The organism is Pseudomonas guariconensis, from assembly GCF_040822035.1.
Taxonomy (GTDB): Bacteria; Pseudomonadota; Gammaproteobacteria; order Pseudomonadales; family Pseudomonadaceae; genus Aquipseudomonas; species Aquipseudomonas guariconensis.
In genome coordinates, this window is sequence record NZ_CP162012.1 from 3907795 (window position 1) to 3925566 (window position 17772).

Consider the following 17772-nt stretch of genomic DNA (forward strand, 5'->3'; position numbering starts at 1 on the left):
GTCAAATAGCTATGAGCGTGTCGCCTTCAGCGTGCTGAAGGTCGCCCTGCGTACCGAAAGAACGCCTGAGCCCGTTGGTCCTGCCCATACGCGACATTGATCCGCAGCCAGTCACTCGGCGCGCCCTGATGATCGAACGCACTGCCCGGCGTCAGCAGCACCGCGTTATCCAGGGCTACGCGCTCCAGGGCAGCAAAGTCGCGCCCGGGCGAGCGTACCCAGACGAACATCCCGCCATAGGGTTCGCAGAACACCTCCCAGCCGAACGCCTCCAGTTGCCCCAGCAGCTTGGCCATGTGCTGCCCCAGTCGCACCCGCAGACGCTGCACGCTCTTGCGGTAACTGCCATTGGCAAGCATCTGCCCCACTACCTGTTCGGCAAAGCGCGACGTACCGATGCCAGTGACCATCTTCAGTTCCGCCAAGCGGCCGATCAGCGCCGCATCGGCCACTAGGTAGCCCACCCGCAGCGAACTGCTCAGGGTCTTGGAGAAACTGGCCATGTAGATCACCCGCTGCTCGCTGTCGAGCGTGGCCAGGCGCGTGGCCGGGCCATCCTGAAAATCTGCGTAGATATCGTCCTCGACGATGCGCAAGTCGTGCTCGCGGGCCAGCTCCAGCAGGCGATAGGCGACCTTCGGCGTCAGGCTGGTGCCGGTGGGATTGTGATAGAGGCTGTTGGTGAACAGCACGCGCGGGCTGTGTTCGACGAGCAAGCGTTGGAGCTCGTCCAGGTCCGGCCCACTGGCCGTACGCGGCACCGGCAGCATGCGCACTTGGTGCTGGCGTAGCAGGTTGAACAGGTTGTAGTACCCCGGGCTTTCCACCAATACCACGTCGCCTGGGCGCAAGAGGGTGCGCACCAGCAGATCGAGGGCATGGCTGGCACCTTGGGTGGTGAGGATGCGTTCGGGGCCAGCGGCGATATCGATGCGCGCCAGGCGCTTGTGCAGTTGCTGGCGCAGGCTGGCCAGGCCCAGGGGCGGGCAATAATCGAACAGATCCTCCACTTTGCCACGGCTGACCAGGCGCACGGCCTGGGCCACCTCGGTGTTGGCACGCCATGCGCTGGGCAGCCAGCCGCAGCCGAGCTTGAGCAGTTCGTCATGGCCTTCACGAAACTGTCGCCAACTGCCATCCACCGCTTCGCCCCAGGCTTGCTCCTCTTCCAGCGGCAGGCCTGGCTTGCGTTCGGCGACGAAAAAGCCCGTACCGTGGCGCGCCTGAAGCCAGCCGCTGGCCACCAGGCGGTCATAGGCTTCGATCACACAGGCCGGGCTGACAGCCAGGTTGCTCGCCTGAGTGCGGATCGACGGCAGCCGCGCGCCAGGGCGCAGGCGTTGCTGTTCGATCCAGGCTTGCAACTGCTCGGTCAGTTGCTGGACCAGCGGGGTGGCGCAGTCACGATCCAAAACGATAGGCATGGGAAGTGTTCGCTGATTTTTGCCGAACAGTTAATCACAAATGCGCCGGGAGTGTGCCTTGTTGATGCAAGGGGAGCAGACCACTGTTGGTCGTACTGGCTCATTCGCGGGCAACCCGCGAGCAGCCGCTACGAATGACCTAAGGATGCCCAGATGCCCACCCGCTCAGCCCCGGCCCGCCTGGCCTTCGCCCTGTGCCTGATCACCCTCGCGGTGAACCTGCAGGCGCCCCTGTACATCGCCTACGCCGACCTCTCCGGCCAAGGCGCGGCCGCCACAGCGGTGGCCTTCTCCGGTTATGTGCTGGGCGTGTTGCCCGTGCTGCTGGCGTTGGGCGGCCTGGCGGACCGAGTCGGCCGACGGCCGCTGATTCTCACGGCCCTCGCCTTGTCCATGATCGCCACGGGACTGATGCTGCTCGCCCCGAGCCTGCAGACGCTGGGCCTGGCGCGGCTATTCCTTGGACTGGGCACAGGCCTGGCCTCAGCGACCGCCACCGCCTACATGAGTGAGCTGATGCCTGGCCACGACAGCGGGCGCGCTGCCACCTGGGTGACCGCCAGCACATCCCTGGGCTTTGGCCTGGGCGCTGCACTGACAAGCCTCTTCCTGCTGCGCGGCCCCACCCTGACGCCGGGCAGCTTCCACCTGCAACTGCTGCTCGCCGCCGTCGCGCTGGTGTTGGTCTGGCGCCTGCCCGAGCCGCGTCCTGCGCAGCGCGGCGCCATGCTGCGCCTGCCCTTCTACCCCAGGGGCAGCCTGGCCTATGGCTTGGCCATCCTGCTCGCCTGGGCCTGCGTAGGCCTGGTGATAGCCCTGTTGCCGGGGGTCTTGCGTCAACACGGGCTGAGCGCCTGGTCCGGTTTTTCGACCTTCTGCGTGATCAGCTGCGGCCTGTTGTTCCAGCCCATGGCACGTCGCATGTCCAGCGTACGTGCAACCTTGCTCGGATTGGCGATTCTTCCGTGTAGCTACGCCCTGCTCGCCTGGGGCGCCGACAGTGGGCGGCTGGCTGCCGTGCTGCTGGGCGCGGTCGCTGCCAGCAGCGCGTGCTACGGGTTCATTTACTTGGGTGGACTGGCGGCAGTGAACCAGTTGGCAGGGCCTGAGAAGACCCGGGCCAGCGCGGGTTTCTTCCTGCTGGCGTACCTGGGGTTCAGCCTGCCGGTGATCTTCACGGGGCTGCTCAGTGACCGTCTTGGCTCACGAACAGCGTTGGTGGTGTTTGGCGCCGTGTTACTCGCGGGGTGTGGAGTGGTTGCCTTGGCACTATGGTTGTCAGCACGGGCCCATTCGCGGGTAAACACGCTCCCACAGGGCTCGCGTTAGCGGACTGCCTGCACTTTTCAGCCGTGCAAATACCAGCCCCACAGGCACAGCGATGTTGATGAGAACACCGGAGAACCTGTGGGAGTGGGTTAACCCGCGAAAAGGCCGACGCAGCTTCAATTGGCCTCAAATAGCCGTGGCCCCACCATCGACAGCCAGACTATGACCGGTGGTGAAGGCCGCGCCATCGCTGCACAGATAAAGCACCGCACTGGCGATCTCCTCGACCTTGCCGATGCGTCCCACCGGGTGCATCGCGGCAGCGAACTCCGCTTTGCGCGGGTCGGACTCATAGGCCCGGCGGAACATGTCGGTATCGATTACCGCCGGACACACCGCATTCACCCGAATGCCCTTCTTGGCGTACTCGATCGCCGCCGACTTGGTCAGGCCGATCACCGCGTGCTTGGAGGCGCTGTAGATACTCATCTTCGGCGCCGCCCCCAACCCCGCGACCGACGCAGTGTTGACGATCGCCCCGCCGCCTGCGGCAAGCATCAGCGGTAGTTGGTACTTCATGCATAGCCACACGCCTTTGACGTTCACGCCCATGATCGCGTCGAACTGCGCCTCGCTGCCCTCTGCCAGACGGCCCTGCTCGATTTCGATGCCCGCGTTGTTGAAGGCGTAGTCCAGGCGACCGTAGGCTTCGATGATGCGCTCGTGCAAATGGCGCACCTCGGCGTCCTTGGTCACATCGCAGGCCACGAACAGCCCCTCACCACCGGCCTGGCGAATCAGCGCCACCGTCGCCTCGCCGCCCTCCACATCCCGGTCGGCCACCACCACCTTCAAACCCTCGACAGCGAACGCCTGTGCCGTCGACCGGCCAATCCCCGCCCCACCACCGGTGACCAGGGCTACCTGGCCGGAAAACGTCATGCTCATTACGGGCTCCTGAACGCTGATTCGTTATGAAGGCTGAGTCTAGTCATGACAGCCGCGCGCTGGGCAGCACGATCATCCAGGTGTATCGAGGTGTATTTGCGCAAGCAGTGAAACTTGATCGCCACCGGCCCTCGGGCTATCAAAGGGGTCTATCTTGAACGTTCAAGCTGCCTACCCCATTCCCAAAGGGAACCGCCATGCCCCAGACCAACCGCCGCTTCCTGCTCAGCAAACGCCCCGTCGGCGCCGTGCGCCGCGACGACTTCACCTACGAGCAGGTCCCCGTCACCGAGCCCGCCGAAGGCCAAGTGCTGGTGAAAAACCTCTACCTATCCCTGGACCCCGCCATGCGCGGCTGGATGAACGAAGGCAAGTCCTACATCGCCCCCGTCGCTCTCGGCCAGGTGATGCGCGCCCTGGGCGTCGGCGAAGTGATCGCCTCAAAGCACCCTGACTTCAAGCCCGGCGACCACGTCAACGGCCCGCTCGGCGTACAGGACTACTTCGTTGGCGAGCCCCAAGGCCTGTACAAGATCGACCCACGCCTGGCCCCCCTGCCCCGCTACCTCTCAGCCCTGGGCATGACCGGCATGACCGCCTACTTCGCCCTGCTCGACGTCGGCCAACCCAAGGCCGGTGAAACCGTTGTCCTCTCCGGCGCTGCCGGTGCCGTGGGCAGCATCGCCGGGCAAATCGCCAAACTCAAAGGCTGCCGCGTCATCGGCATCGCCGGTGGCCAGGAGAAATGCCAATACCTCAAGGACGAGCTCGGCTTTGACGGCGTCATCGACTACAAAGCCGAAGACGTCCTGGCTGGCCTCAAACGCGAATGTCCGAAAGGCGTGGACGTGTACTTCGACAACGTCGGCGGCGACATCCTCGACGCCGTGCTCAGCCGCCTGAACTTCAAGGCCCGCGTGGTCATCTGCGGCGCCATCAGCCAGTACAACAACAAGGACGCCGTCAAAGGCCCGGCCAACTACCTGTCGCTGCTGGTCAACCGCGCGCGAATGGAAGGGTTCGTGGTGATGGATTACGCCAAGGAGTACGGCAAAGCCGCACAGGAGATCGCCGGGTGGTTGGCCAGTGGCCAGGTGAAGAGCAAGGAGGATGTGGTGGAGGGGTTGGAGACGTTCCCGGAGGCGCTGCTCAAGCTGTTCAGCGGAGAAAACTTCGGGAAATTGGTGTTGAAGGTTTGAATCCAGCCTAAAAGCTGCGGCCCTGAGCCCGCTCCAACAGGTACGGCGGTGCTATTGAGCACCCCGAAAACCCTGTGGGAGCGGGTTCACCCGCGCAGGGCCGCACAGCAGCCCCAGACGAGCGACTATCAGCCGCGAATCTCGGCCACAACGGCCGCCAACGCCTGCGCCGGGTCCGCCGCCTGGCTGATCGGACGCCCGATCACCAGGTAATCCGAACCCGCGTCCAGTGCTTGGCGTGGAGTAAGGATCCGGCGCTGGTCATCCTGGGCACTGCCAGCAGGACGAATCCCCGGCGTCACCAGTTGCAGCGCCGGATGCGCCGCCTTCAGTGCAGGCGCCTCGAGCGCCGAGCACACCAGCCCGTCCATCCCCGCCTTCTCCGCCAACGCCGCCAGACGCAGCACCTGCTCCTGCGGATCCACATCCAGGCCGATCCCTGCCAAGTCCTCACGCTCCATGCTGGTCAGCACCGTCACACCGATCAGCAACGGCTGCGGCCCGCTACGCTTGGCCAGCTCCTCACGGCACGCCGACATCATGCGCAGGCCACCGGAGCAATGCACGTTGACCATCCACACCCCCATCTCGGCTGCGGCCTTCACTGCCATCGCCGTGGTGTTGGGGATATCGTGGAACTTGAGGTCGAGAAACACTTCGAAACCCTTCTCGCACAAGGTCTCGACAATCCCCGAAGCGCTGCTGGTGAACAGCTCCTTGCCGACCTTCACCCGGCACAGCGCCGGATCGAGCTGGTCAGCCAGCTTCAGAGCGGCCTCACGGGTAGGGAAATCCAGGGCGACAATCAGGGGCGTCTGGCAGGCGGGCATGGGCAGAGTCTCTTGGCAAGTCGAAATCGGCGCGCATTGTAAACGATGTGGCCCAGGCTTTGGGGCCGCGGATCAGGAGAATTGGCCCGGCACCCGGTCACTCCTATAATTGAACCAACGGAGACGGTAACGGCTCGAAACTAAGCGAGCGTTTGCCATCCATGGTCTACAAGGAGAACGTCATGCCCTGGTACGCCTGGTTGATACTGATCATAGCCCTTGGCTCGATCGTCGGCGGGTTGCTGCTGTTGCGCGACACGGCAAAGAAACTGCCATTGACCGAAGAGCAACTGAAGAAGATCCATGAGCGAAATGCCGAGGCCGATGCCAAGGATGCGCAGGACCGTTGATGCCTGATGGCCGACCCTGGCGGATCGGCCACTCCCCTACTGGTTACTCTGTCACGACCAGCTTGTCCCGGTTTCGCTCCAGAAGCGCGTTGCCGATGCCCTTGATTTCCAACAGTTCATCCACCGACGCGAACGGCCCGTTGGCCTCACGATAGGCCACGATCGCCTCGGCCTTGGCCCGGCCGATGCCGTTGAGTTCCTTTTGCAGGGTCAGGGCATCGGCGGTGTTGAGGTCGAGCTTGGCGGGTTGGGTAGCGGTGGCGCTGGTGGTCACCTTGGTTGCGGCCAGCTCGGTGGCTGGGGGAATAGCTGGATTAGGGGCGGCGCTGAGCGAGAAGGACAGGCCGGTGAACAGGGGGAGGAGGAGGTAGGAAAGGATGGTGTTGCGCATTTTGGGCACTCCTGTGAAATGCGGGTTTAGGGGGCAGCGTTTCCGGTGCTGCCGTGATAAGGCTAAAGGGTCGCAGGAGGACGTTGGAAGGGGTGATAGGTTTGAAAATAGTTACTGAATTGGTCAACTAACGTTTTATTTACCGTCAGCCGTAGTAGGAATGGAAGAACTCTATCAGATCAGATCCGTTGTATAGTGCTGCAGGAAGGAAGTGTCAGATTTTTTGTGTGCGGGCCGGTAATGGCCTGCCGTCAGGCAGGCCCTGACTTAAACGCCGCAGAGGCATCCTCGATAGCTTCTGCGGTCATCAGGCCCTCACCGAACTGCTCCAGCAGCTCTTTGGGGATTTTGGGCAGGTCACGCAGGGGGTTCTTTTTGGTTGGCATACATGCACCTCTTACTCATGTTATGCCCGAACACAAAATTTCTGACACCCTCTGCAGGAAAGCACGAACTTGTAAAAAACATTAATACGGAAACAGCCGCGACTTAGCATTCTTGAATCGCATTAATACCTTGAATCTACACCTACAATCGAATCCAGCCAGCCCAATTATAAAACTCGACTTACTTGACTCCAAGGCGCTCGAGACAACCGATTCCAAAAACTTTCACAGCCTCATATCACCCTAGACGACAAACCACGCGCGAACAACACCACTCGCTCTTTGGCGAACCGGCGCCGAGTTGAAATCAATTATTCGCTATTGACCCGAAATATATTTCTGATACAGCCAGTCAACGATCTCGCCATCCGGCCCATAACCCACCACGACTTCCCGCAAAACTTGTCTCACTCGATTAAAATCGTTAGCAGACAGGGCACCAAACAACGAATCAAGTTTAGACTTAAGCTCCCCCCAACTTAAAAATAACTCATCTGCACACATAATCATCGGATGAGGCGTTTCGTAAACTTTGTCGCCAATCAGAAGCTCTTCATAAAGCTTCTCACCTGGACGTAATCCAGTGAACTCGATCGCAATGTCACCTTGCGGATTTTTATCAGACTTGACGGTTAAGCCAGATAAATTGATCATTTTTTCGGCGAGTTTGGCAATCATCACCGGCTCGCCCATATCAAGCACGAAAACGTCTCCCCCCAGCCCCAAAGAACCTGCTTGGATAACAAGCTGCGCTGCTTCAGGAATGGTCATAAAGTACCGAGTAATTTTAGGGTGCATGACGGTCAGTGGCCCCCCCATCTTGATCTGCTTGTGAAAAAGCGGGATAACCGAACCCGAAGAGCCAAGAACATTACCAAAACGCACCATTGTGAAGCGAGTTTTGTTGGCACTTGCGATATTGGCAGCATCACCGTACAGCACCGGCGCCATCTCTTTGCTCAATGCCTGCAGTACCATTTCGGAAAGTCGCTTGGTACTGCCCATCACATTAGTAGGGCGCACGGCTTTATCGGTAGAAATCAGAACAAAGCTATCGACGCTTGCCTGCAACGCTGCTTGTGCTGTACTAATGGTCCCCATCACGTTGTTCAATATTCCCTCAGCAATATTGTGCTCAACCATTGGCACATGCTTATAAGCAGCCGCGTGATAAACAGTATTAACGCGCCACAGCCGCATCAAATTGAACAGTTTACTCTGATTACAAACGGTACCAAGGAAAGGTAATATTTTAGTCGGCAACGCTTCACGGCGCAGGCGCTGTTCCAACTCCGCATGAATACTGTAAAGATTAAATTCACTATGATCAAATAACAGAATGATAGTAGGTTGCAAGGATAAGATCTGCCGGCATAATTCAGCACCTATTGACCCTCCAGCCCCTGTCACCATCACAACCTGCCCAGTGACGCATCGAGCTAAAAGCTCTTGCTGCGCAGGAACAGGGTCCCGACCCAATAGGTCAGCAATGTCAACCTCTTGAATATCGTCAACTTTGACGCGCCCACTCGCAAGATCCATGAAACCCGGCACGCTACGGACATGCAACGGAAAACTCTCTAGGGACGTCAAAATCGCTTTACGCCTGGATCGACTTGCAGAGGGAATTGCTAACAAGATTTCCTCGGCTCCCGTCACTTCGATCATACGTTGGATATCCGAACCGTGATAAACCTGCAGGCCTGAGATAACGCTGTTGGTCAGACTAGCGTCATCATCGATAAATGCTACCGGCCTCATCATCCGGCCCATTCGCAATGCTACCGCCAACTGATTACCTGCTGCGCCAGCACCGTAAATTGCCACCTTTGGTAATCCGCTGTCTCGATTGGTAAATGGCACATGCTGGGTAGCGGCGAACCAATCACCTAGAAAATACTGGCGCATCAGCAGACGCAGACCACCAATAAACACCAAGCTTACCCACCAGTAATTGAAGATGATCGAACGGGGCACTACAACTTTATGATTGCTGTACCAGTAAACAATCAGCGCAAGGATGAGAGCCGAGAGGCTAACGGCCTTGAATATGGTAATTAACGCATCATTACCAAAATAGCGCATCACTGCACGGTACATGCCGAAACGGATGAAGATAGGAATAGCAATCAAAGGTGCAACTGCCAAAAGCCATATATGATCAAATACCACGTGGGCCTTTTCGATGCCTAGACGGATCACAAACGCAAGACAGACGGATACCCAGACAAGTAGGATATCAGTCATTACCTGGATCGCTCGCTTGTAGCGCCGAGGCAAGGACTGCAACCGTGCTTTAATTGGACTCATATACCAACTGAACCTCTCTTTGCGACCCGCTCTATCTTTCTTCCAGGCGTAGTGCTTTAGCTCTTACTCGAGCCCGTGCAGCCAAGGGGACACCCTCACCCATGCTCTTGACCACCAGCATTGTATTTGATCGCAAGAAGTAGTAGAGGAAAATACGCTATCAATATGCCCATAAAACCATCCAGCCAGCCGCCAGCAACTAGCAGCGATAGCGGCAACAGCCATAGGACATTAACCGCAACTATAACAACGGTGACAGGTAGGTGGCGGCCATGCCGGCGCGAAGCGAACTGGTACGCATGGCTCCGGTGAGCTTCGTAAAATCTCTCGCCCCTGACCATCCGCCGCACCAACGTGTAGGTGGCATCCACCACGAACACCCCCAGCAGAATTAGCCAGCTCCAAAACAGTTCCGGTGCCGCCTGAGATGCCTGGATCGACAAGGCCGCCAGCATCAACCCAAGAAATCCGCTGCCGGCATCACCCATGAATATCCGCGCAGGAGGAAAATTCCACAGCAGAAATCCGCTGGTCGCAGCAGCGAGCAACGATGCAGGCGCAATCAATGCTGTATGACCGCCGATCAGTGCGGCCAGCGCGCCTCCCAGGCAGGTGGTTATTGCCTCTGCGCTGGCAATACCATCAATACCATCCATAAAGTTGTAGAGGTTCAACATCCAGACCAGATAAAGCCCACCGAGCAAGTAACCTACCCAACCCAAGTTCAGCACGTGGCCAAAAACCTCGAGACCAGGCAGTCCCCCCACCCAACTCATCAACCACCCTGCGGCCAGGAAGTGCCCCAACAAACGCCAACGAGCAGGAATATGTCCGTGGTCGTCCAGGAAGCCAAGCGCCGCCACTGCACAACCCGCTCCGAGCATCGCCCAGGCCCAACCACTGTTCAGAGTGCCTGTAACCAGTAACCCCACCAGCGCAAGCAGGTAAGCCAAAACGATCGCCACACCACCGCCACGGGGGGTCGGCTGACTATGAGAACTGCGTGCGTTGGGCACATCGAGCAATTGCCTGGCCAGTGCGTATCGCCTCAATCCTGAGGTACCGGCGTATGAAGCGATGAAAACCAGGACGCACGCCAAACACCAGATCAACATTGGTTAGTATCCTCGTGGGTTATATCAATCGACGTTGTCACGGGCTTGATTGTCCAGCGCTCGGTATTCGAGTCCCGCCCTGCGCAGCCCTTCTACCGTCGTGCCCTGGGGTGCCCAGCCAAGCACAGTTCGAGCTCTGGAGTCATCGATTTGAAGAGAGCCACATAGCTGCCCGTACATCGCCCTCCTCCCCAGGCACCGCAGGGCTACCCTCAGGCATGCAAGCGGAAAAGGAAACAGCCTTGGGGGTTTGCCCAAACCTGAACTGATGGCCCTGATCATGTCTGGCGTCGAAACAGCCTGTGCGTCTGCAATCAAGAACAGCTCACCTGCGGCGGCTGGGTGGTGCATGCATAATTCAAGGAATGCGACGACGTTGTCTCGCGAAATCACACTGCGCAAGTTGGTGACGCTTTGCAGCGGCAGCGGAACCCCGCTGTCGACCAGTTTGAGCAAACGGCGGAAGTTACCGGGTGCATCAGCAGCGTAGATCAGAGGCGGCCTGACAATGACCAACTCCATTGAGGTGCCGCTTAGCAACGCCTTCAATTCGGTTTCCGCTTCCCATTTCGAAACGGCGTAATCCGCCTGTGGGGCAGCCTGGCTACTCTCCCGAAAGGGTTCATAGGTAGTGGAACTTCCATTCACACCAATTGAGCTCACAAATACAAACCGCTTCACACCCGCGATCAAAGCAGCGCGCGCCAGGCAGATCGTCGCATCCCGATTGACTTCGCGAAACACGGCCAGCTGGCTCTCATTAGAGTGACCCAGAACATGGGCACGTCCAGCCAGGTGCACGATGCAATCAACTTGCACAATGCGATCATCAAAAGCGCCTGAGCACGTCAGGTCGGTTTCGATAAACGTTTGGGCAGTACAACCCTCACGTCTGTGCCGGGCCATCCCAACGACACTGTAGCCGGACTTAACGAGTCGAGTGGTGAGTGCCGCCCCCACGAATCCCGAGGCCCCCGTCACTAAGACACGCTTCATGTTAACTGCTCGTGATCAATCCCCTGAAGAACCTTGTTGGCCAGTACCTCATAGGTGTAATGGGCTATCACCGCTTCATATCCCTTGCGCCCAAGTCTGCGCCGCTCGTCCTCTCTCATGAGGGACAGCCGCTTTACCGCGTCTGCAATTTGCTCTGGGCACTCAGGATCAACGGATATGCCACAGCCATAGTCACCCACTGGGTCATTTCCAGCTTTGCAAGCAAAAATAACCGGCAGGCCCGCCAGCATATAGTCCCAAAGCTTGTTGGGACTGATGCCGAATCGGAAAAGTGGTTGAAACTTGAGCGAAATATAGCCAGCAGAGGCCAGCGACAAGGCAGCCATGATGTCTTCCTTGGGCTGCTGCTCATGAAATTCGACAACGCCACCACCGAACTGCTCGGCGATGCCTTGAAGGTATGCTTTGCGTTCGCCTTTCCCCACCAGGACAATTTTTACCTTTGTCCCACGCGTTTTTAGAAGGGCCCCGGACCGAACCAGCCCTTCCAAAGCGTTCGGCTCACCGTGGGCCCCAGCATAAATCACCACAAAAAAGCCCTGTCTCCTGAGGCTTTGAATATGCCGGGCAAACGAACTCTTGCTCGCCTCCCTGGCTGGTTCCGGGCCGTTGACATCGACGCCGTTGGGTATCCACAAAAACTTTCCCGGCTCGAGCCCTTTGCTGCGCATATGAGGTTCGGCGCAAGGCAGCAACGAGATCACCTTGTCGGAACGTGCATAGGTGAAGCGTTCTATCCAGCCAGTAAGACGAGTCATCAAGCCAGTGGCCTTCCACCCCCCCAGCTCGACCAGGCTCAGCGGCCATATATCACGCACTTCGAATACGAATTTGGCTCGCAACATTCGCGCGGCGAACCAGCAGCTGATAGCTGCAAAGGGATGCGGTGACGAATAGATGATTGCATCCGGGCAACCGCGGCGCATAGCGAGCACCAGGCAACTGGGGGTCAGCAGCACAGCGAACAGCAACATGGAAAACATCCGCCCCAGACCATTGCCATGGTAGGCGAGCGTAGGAACATACGCATAGTTCACGCCGTCTACGGTCGTGCCCCTTCGGCGCTGTTCATCAGGCTCCATCAGGTGATGGTAGCTCGCAGACAAGACAGTTGATCGATGCCCTGATCGGTTCCAGTAATATGAAAAATAGAACGGTCGCCAGTATCGACCGATCCCAGGTCCGCCAGCGTAGGGGTGTACATACCAGACATTCATTTAGCTAAACGAACCTTTTAGCGGGCAGGGCCGCATCATACCATCGCCAGATACTCAGCAATCTTCAACGCTGCCTGTCCACCGCCGTAGAGCTGCTGATCATCTTCCACCACCCTACCCATACTCTGCCGCACGCAGCTCACGATCTTGTCCCGCTGCGCCCCTGCCAAGACATTCGCCCCGCATGCCAGAAGCTCTACCCACTCGGTTTGGTCACGCAACGTGACGCACGGTTTACCGAAGAAAAACGCTTCTTTCTGCAGGCCCCCGCTATCCGTCATCACCATGGAGCAGTTCTTCAGCAACCACACCATTTGCAGGTATCCAACCGGCTCCACGATCTGACCGTGAAGTTTCAACCCGATGCGCTTCAAGGCCGCACGGGTACGCGGATGCAACGGCAGCAGCACGGGGCACACGTTGCGGTGGATCTCGTTCAGCGCCTCGACAATATTTGCCAGTCTAAGCGGGTCATCGGTGTTCTCGGCACGGTGTACGGTTGCGAGGACAAAGCATTGCTTCTCACTCACCCCGGCCGGTGGTGTACTGAACGGTGCGAAGTACTTAGCACTGTCCTGCATCACGTCCCCAACATCGAGGATTTGGACCGGCTTCCCGTTGAAGCCCTCCTTCTCCAGATTGCACACTGCGGCCTTGGTAGGGCAAAACAAAATGTCACTGAGTTGGTCAGTCAAAATCCGGTTGATCTCCTCGGGCATGCGCATATTGAAGCTACGCAGCCCTGCCTCGACGTGGGCGACCGGCACATTCACCTTGGAGGCGGCAAGCGCGCCGGCGAGTGTTGAGTTGGTATCTCCGTAGACCAGGACGCGATCAGGCTTTTCGGCGAGGATTACATTCTCGATCTCCATCAACATGCGGCCCGTCATCTGTCCGTGGGTGCCGCCGTGGATGTCGAACTGGTAGTCAGGCTTGGGTATAGCGAGCTGTTCAAAAAAAACAGCCGACATATTCTCATCGTAATGCTGGCCGGTATGTACGATAACCTCGCTGAGCGACGGATATTTTCCGAAAGCCTTGGATACCATACCCGCTTTGATGAACTGGGGACGGGCGCCGACTAACGTGAGGATTCTCATTTAGATTCTCATTTAAAGAGGTAAAACTACCGTCTATGCTCTAATCATCGGATGCTACTTTGTTACCGTTTGGCGTGCCAACCAATGTATCAACTTCCTTAGTCGCTCAAAAAGGCACCTTGAACAGCGCCCATATTATTTGAAAACGTAAGACCTTGACGGACGCAAGCGTCAAACCGCCCCCACTTTTTCAAGTACCCGCCGAACGAAGCGCCGGAACCCCACCCGTTTGTAGAAAAAATAGACCTCGCGCCAGTACGATCTACGCATAGCGTCCTTGGAGTTATCGATAATCACCTTAGCCACTTTAATTTTATGCTGCGAAGACAATTGTTGCTCGCAAAAAGCCATGTAGGCAGGCAAGTCAATGGACTGTGGCTTGGCAAGTACGCGCTGATACATAGCTTCACACTTTTTCGCGACGACCTTAGGATCATGCGTCGCGCAGCAATACTTATAGCCGTTCGCTGCAATCTTCTGACGCAATGCTGGAGATTTGATCAGATCGCGCAGCACATCCTTGATCGTATCGGGACTGGCCACCGCGATTGGCGGCTCATCTCCCAGCGTGTGGACGATGTCATCACGAACATAGGAAACGACCGTTTTACCCAGTGCCATGGCTTCAACTGCCAGAACGCCATACCAGCCAATGCGAAGCTGATCGACAATCACATCACACTTTTCGAAGATTGCCCGCGCCTCTGCCTGCGACAGGTTCTCGACCAACATAAAGTCGAAATCGAGCCCTTCCTCTTTCAATGCCTCAACCGCATTGATGACGTGCTCGGTGCCTTTCACGCCACGGCGGCTGGGCGCATGGACTATCAGCGGGCGGGTGGTGTTGGTAGGGCCGACATATTTCCAAGTATTGAAATCGATGATACGAGGAATGACACTGGCATCTGGAACATAGGTCGCCAGTTCCGGGTCGGAAACAACCAACTCATCAGCCAGCGCTCGACACATCGCCAGGTACGCCACCTGACTTTCTTCGGAAAACTTGGCAATCAAGCGCTCCGGATCATCATCGACGTAGTGATAGGGATTGTTCGCAGCGAACAAACTGGCCATGCGGATTTCGCTGCCGCGGAAATGCACCACTACGCGCTTGCCCGCAGCCTTCAGCGCCAGCAGGTCCACCCCCATTGGAAACTTAGGCATGCCCTTGTTAAAAAACGGCGTGATCGCATGGATGTGGACCACATCAGCCTCGGCGCCGAGCCCACCCAAAACCCTGCATTTATCAACTATGCCTGCGCTAGGTATGGTGTGGTCCGAAGGATAGGCAAACTTGTTGTATCCCATCACCACATTGGATGCATCGATGCCGATGCTTCGCAATGCGGATGCCATCATTGCTGGCTGGCCCGCCGAGGGGCCAAAGCCGTGAAGCACTTTATAAGAAAATGTACCCATTGCTACCTCATCATCCTGTTTAATTGCGCCTACACGCATCAGAAACTTTCGGGTTCATCATACGGCTCTACCTTGGAAGGAACTTGGCTACCTTCTATACACGCCCGAATGGCCGGCAAAAACGCCGAAGCCTGTACAAATGAACCAAAGAACTTGCCCATGATACCCACATAGGATTGCAGCAGTATCAGGGCTAAGAAAACCTCCTTGAATCCAATATCCAGAAGCCCAAACTCCTGAATAAAAACCATCACAATACAAAATAAAAAAGAGAAAACAGCTGGAGTCAATCCGAATATGGAGGAAATTAAAATCCGATTGAAGTAAGATTTGTAATACTTCTCAACTTCATCACCATAGGGAATAGAATTATCTAGCTTCCATTGCGCCATTTTCTTTCCGTGCTCTGCCAGCCCATGAGAGGCGTTTGACATGAACAATGAAAGGCTTTGCATCGCGAGATACAACCCAACTGAACTGACTGCCAGCAGGCCGATTACAACCGCTAGGTAAATAAACGGCAGGAGCACAATCATGACTACAAAGCTAATGATGAGCAAAAGCGTCGTACTTGCAGCTTTCATGCTAGCAGATGATAAGCGGCCGTAATAATTCGAAGCCCTACTGATATTCGCGCCGACTACTGACCCCTTTCGCCTGATTTTTTCTGCAAACCACTTTTCCCTGTGCGTGACAACCCGCGCTTCTAAAACTATCTGAAAAACACGGGTACAGAGAAGTGCCAGCGAAACCGCCAGCGCAGAAAGAATCAACATTCCTTTGCTTTTCAAGAAAACCAAGCCAGCTGCTCGTTCGTGCAGTTGGAAGACATCCATCCCAAAATACAGCGCTATCAAGGCACTGAAGGTAACAGTCGCCCCTATCACCACCACACCTGATAGCGCATGTAGCGCTACCATCCGTTTGTTATCTGAAGCACTATCAAGAAAGATAGCCCAATCTTTTTTATTCATATTTTCAGCCTGATCGACGGCCCCCCAGAGCCTTGAACATTTCGCCAATCTGATCCGCACCAATGTTAAACAACGCATCAAACACACCTAGCCCAGGTATGAACTCAGTGCTATTTTTTTGAGGATAGGCTTCAGGCACAAAATTTGTATATACGAGCTGGATATTTTTCTTTGCGAAGGTCTCCTCAGACTGATAATTGGCGCCGCCCCCACCTGAAACATACGTGCCTCCGCCCACGGAAGTTATCAAGTCAGCCAACCTGGCATCACTTTTCCCCGTAATATTCATCTGTGATGAACGTAGGCAGACACAGTCGATGCCGATTTGTGACGCTACGTATTCGATCAAAGCAATATTGAGATCAGCAAAGTTACAAGTACTTTTCTCGACCAGCAATTTGGCTATTTCATCAAAATATCTTGAAAAATAGGGCGAGCGTTTATACGACGACTCCATTGAGCGTAAGTGCTTGGCCACCCAGTCATCTCCGGAGGGGGATGAGTCCATAATCGCGGCCTGATAGCTTCGCCCAGTAGGAACAGTCAACCATTTGCTTTCGCCATTGATGGCGATCTTGTTACGATTGACGTAACTACCCTTAGGAAATTCTGCATCGTCAAGAAAAATGAAAACATTAGAAATTGCCATTTTATAGAAATAGCCAAGCCAAGGCAGGTAATTAGGCTGATGAATACCTACTACGAGCTCTCGATTAAAGTTTTTGATCAAGGTCAGATATTTGTTTTTGTGACAGATCTGGCGAAACCCGTGAGTTGTGTAGAAGTTGACGGCACCAGTGTTTTCGAGTGGTGTCTTCAAGATAAGGCCGTTAAGTTCGGCGCGCTCTGCCACCCTGATCATTTCGCCAAGGATTGCTGCACCTACTCCACGACCTCGAGCTTGATCGCTCACCACAAAACGGTGAATCCAGAGCATGCCACCGCGTACCGATCCGAGGCAGTATCCCACTAGATGACCATCCAGTCGGGCTGAGCGCGATACATCCCACTTACGTGGTAACTCCTTTAGGTAACTATCTCGCCCCCAGGCCATCCATGCCTGATCAGCAGACAAGGCTTCCAATTCAGGCCATATTGATCCTGTCCTGTCGGCGGTGAGTAACTGAAATTCCAGAATGTTCGTCGTCATCTTCCAGGACCGAAAGTGTACTCAATAAACTGCACGATAGAGAGTGAATGCTTCAGCGTACTCAGCGCCGACGGTTACGCCGCGTGAGTGCGCATGCGCCCGTATGAACCTCTCGCTAAAATAAGGCCTACTTGTCTGAGAGGTATATTTACGTAAAGCTTCAATCTTCAAGTCGATGTCGCTTTCTTCAACTGTGATCAGATAATTCGCATGAAACTCGATCGTATTCCAAGGTACCTCATAGCCCAAAATCGTTTTGGTTTTGAATGCACGAAGGGCTTCTTGAGCCACCACCGAATGATCTTGGTGCAGATCACCTAAAGTCGGGCAGAACACCATTTGAGGCTGCAAACTTCTGTTTAATCTAACCAATTCCTCAAGCACATCCTGACGACTATAAGACAACTTTCTTACAGCAAAGTCATGCACTGTAACATTCTCAGGCGGGATACCTAAGACGCCGGTAGCTTCAAAAAGCTCTCGCCGCAACGAGCCGGGTTCAAAATTCCTCGGGAGACTCTCGTCACAGCTACAGAAAGCGACGTAATTAATCTTATATCCTAGCCTGGCGAGCTTGGAGATAGTGGCACCACATCCCAACTCACCATCATCCGTATGGGGAGCGAGAACTAGAACAGGCTGATCATTCAAAAACATTGTTTATCCTTTTCGA

General features: G+C 56.1%; 17 protein-coding genes. 3 read left to right on the forward strand and 14 right to left on the reverse strand.

Annotated elements, in window-relative coordinates:
- Positions 1-26 precede the first annotated feature (26 nt).
- Positions 27-1424 carry a PLP-dependent aminotransferase family protein gene (locus tag AB1N67_RS18130; protein WP_090343731.1) on the reverse strand — a complete coding sequence of 466 codons (1398 nt, stop codon included), beginning with the start codon at positions 1422-1424 and terminating at the stop codon, positions 27-29.
- A gap of 153 nt (positions 1425-1577) precedes the next feature.
- Here AB1N67_RS18130 and AB1N67_RS18135 point away from each other — a divergent pair, with 153 nt between their 5' ends.
- Positions 1578-2753, forward strand: coding sequence for an MFS transporter (locus tag AB1N67_RS18135; RefSeq protein ID WP_102082376.1), 1176 nt, complete (start codon positions 1578-1580; stop codon positions 2751-2753).
- 126 nt (positions 2754-2879) lie between these two features.
- Here AB1N67_RS18135 and AB1N67_RS18140 read toward each other — a convergent pair whose 3' ends face one another.
- Complete coding sequence (locus AB1N67_RS18140) at positions 2880-3641, reverse strand: SDR family oxidoreductase (RefSeq protein ID WP_070573175.1); 762 nt, start codon at positions 3639-3641, stop codon at positions 2880-2882.
- Between the two features lie 197 nt (positions 3642-3838).
- Between AB1N67_RS18140 and AB1N67_RS18145 the strand changes: the two genes are divergently transcribed.
- Positions 3839-4840, forward strand: coding sequence for an NADP-dependent oxidoreductase (locus AB1N67_RS18145; protein ID WP_102082375.1), 1002 nt, complete (start codon positions 3839-3841; stop codon positions 4838-4840).
- 128 nt (positions 4841-4968) lie between these two features.
- On the opposite strand, the gene pyrF is transcribed toward AB1N67_RS18145, so the two are convergent.
- On the reverse strand, positions 4969-5670 hold the full coding sequence (gene pyrF, locus AB1N67_RS18150) for an orotidine-5'-phosphate decarboxylase (protein WP_102082374.1): 702 nt from the start codon (positions 5668-5670) through the stop codon (positions 4969-4971).
- A gap of 182 nt (positions 5671-5852) precedes the next feature.
- Here pyrF and AB1N67_RS18155 point away from each other — a divergent pair, with 182 nt between their 5' ends.
- Positions 5853-6020 carry a DUF2897 family protein gene (locus tag AB1N67_RS18155; RefSeq protein ID WP_070573170.1) on the forward strand — a complete coding sequence of 56 codons (168 nt, stop codon included), beginning with the start codon at positions 5853-5855 and terminating at the stop codon, positions 6018-6020.
- A 43-nt stretch (positions 6021-6063) separates the two neighbouring features.
- Here AB1N67_RS18155 and AB1N67_RS18160 read toward each other — a convergent pair whose 3' ends face one another.
- From AB1N67_RS18160 to AB1N67_RS18210, 11 genes are all read right to left on the reverse strand, one after another.
- Complete coding sequence (locus AB1N67_RS18160) at positions 6064-6411, reverse strand: ComEA family DNA-binding protein (RefSeq protein WP_102082373.1); 348 nt, start codon at positions 6409-6411, stop codon at positions 6064-6066.
- Between the two features lie 251 nt (positions 6412-6662).
- Positions 6663-6797, reverse strand: coding sequence for a hypothetical protein (locus AB1N67_RS18165; RefSeq protein WP_275094153.1), 135 nt, complete (start codon positions 6795-6797; stop codon positions 6663-6665).
- Between the two features lie 318 nt (positions 6798-7115).
- On the reverse strand, positions 7116-9107 hold the full coding sequence (locus AB1N67_RS18170) for a nucleoside-diphosphate sugar epimerase/dehydratase (protein ID WP_102082372.1): 1992 nt from the start codon (positions 9105-9107) through the stop codon (positions 7116-7118).
- Between the two features lie 95 nt (positions 9108-9202).
- Positions 9203-10222: a glycosyltransferase family 4 protein gene (locus AB1N67_RS18175; protein ID WP_102082371.1), complete on the reverse strand. Its 1020-nt coding sequence runs from the start codon at positions 10220-10222 to the stop codon at positions 9203-9205.
- Positions 10223-10246: 24 nt separating this feature from the next.
- Entirely contained in the window at positions 10247-11218 is a 972-nt protein-coding gene (locus tag AB1N67_RS18180) for an NAD-dependent epimerase/dehydratase family protein (protein WP_102082370.1), read from the reverse strand.
- Positions 11215-12456, reverse strand: a complete 1242-nt coding sequence (locus AB1N67_RS18185) for a glycosyltransferase family 4 protein (protein WP_102082369.1) — start codon at positions 12454-12456, stop codon at positions 11215-11217. Before AB1N67_RS18185 ends, AB1N67_RS18180 begins: the two co-directional genes overlap by 4 nt.
- A 35-nt stretch (positions 12457-12491) precedes the next feature.
- On the reverse strand, positions 12492-13556 hold the full coding sequence (gene wecB, locus AB1N67_RS18190) for a non-hydrolyzing UDP-N-acetylglucosamine 2-epimerase (protein ID WP_102082368.1): 1065 nt from the start codon (positions 13554-13556) through the stop codon (positions 12492-12494).
- A 171-nt stretch (positions 13557-13727) separates the two neighbouring features.
- Positions 13728-15014, reverse strand: a complete 1287-nt coding sequence (locus AB1N67_RS18195; protein ID WP_102082367.1) for a glycosyltransferase family 4 protein — start codon at positions 15012-15014, stop codon at positions 13728-13730.
- Positions 15014-15949 carry a hypothetical protein gene (locus AB1N67_RS18200; protein WP_102082366.1) on the reverse strand — a complete coding sequence of 312 codons (936 nt, stop codon included), beginning with the start codon at positions 15947-15949 and terminating at the stop codon, positions 15014-15016. Before AB1N67_RS18200 ends, AB1N67_RS18195 begins: the two co-directional genes overlap by 1 nt.
- A 4-nt stretch (positions 15950-15953) precedes the next feature.
- Positions 15954-17099 carry a WbqC family protein gene (locus tag AB1N67_RS18205; protein WP_102082365.1) on the reverse strand — a complete coding sequence of 382 codons (1146 nt, stop codon included), beginning with the start codon at positions 17097-17099 and terminating at the stop codon, positions 15954-15956.
- Positions 17100-17120: 21 nt separating this feature from the next.
- Positions 17121-17756, reverse strand: coding sequence for a PIG-L deacetylase family protein (locus tag AB1N67_RS18210; RefSeq protein ID WP_102082364.1), 636 nt, complete (start codon positions 17754-17756; stop codon positions 17121-17123).
- Positions 17757-17772: the final 16 nt, after the last annotated feature.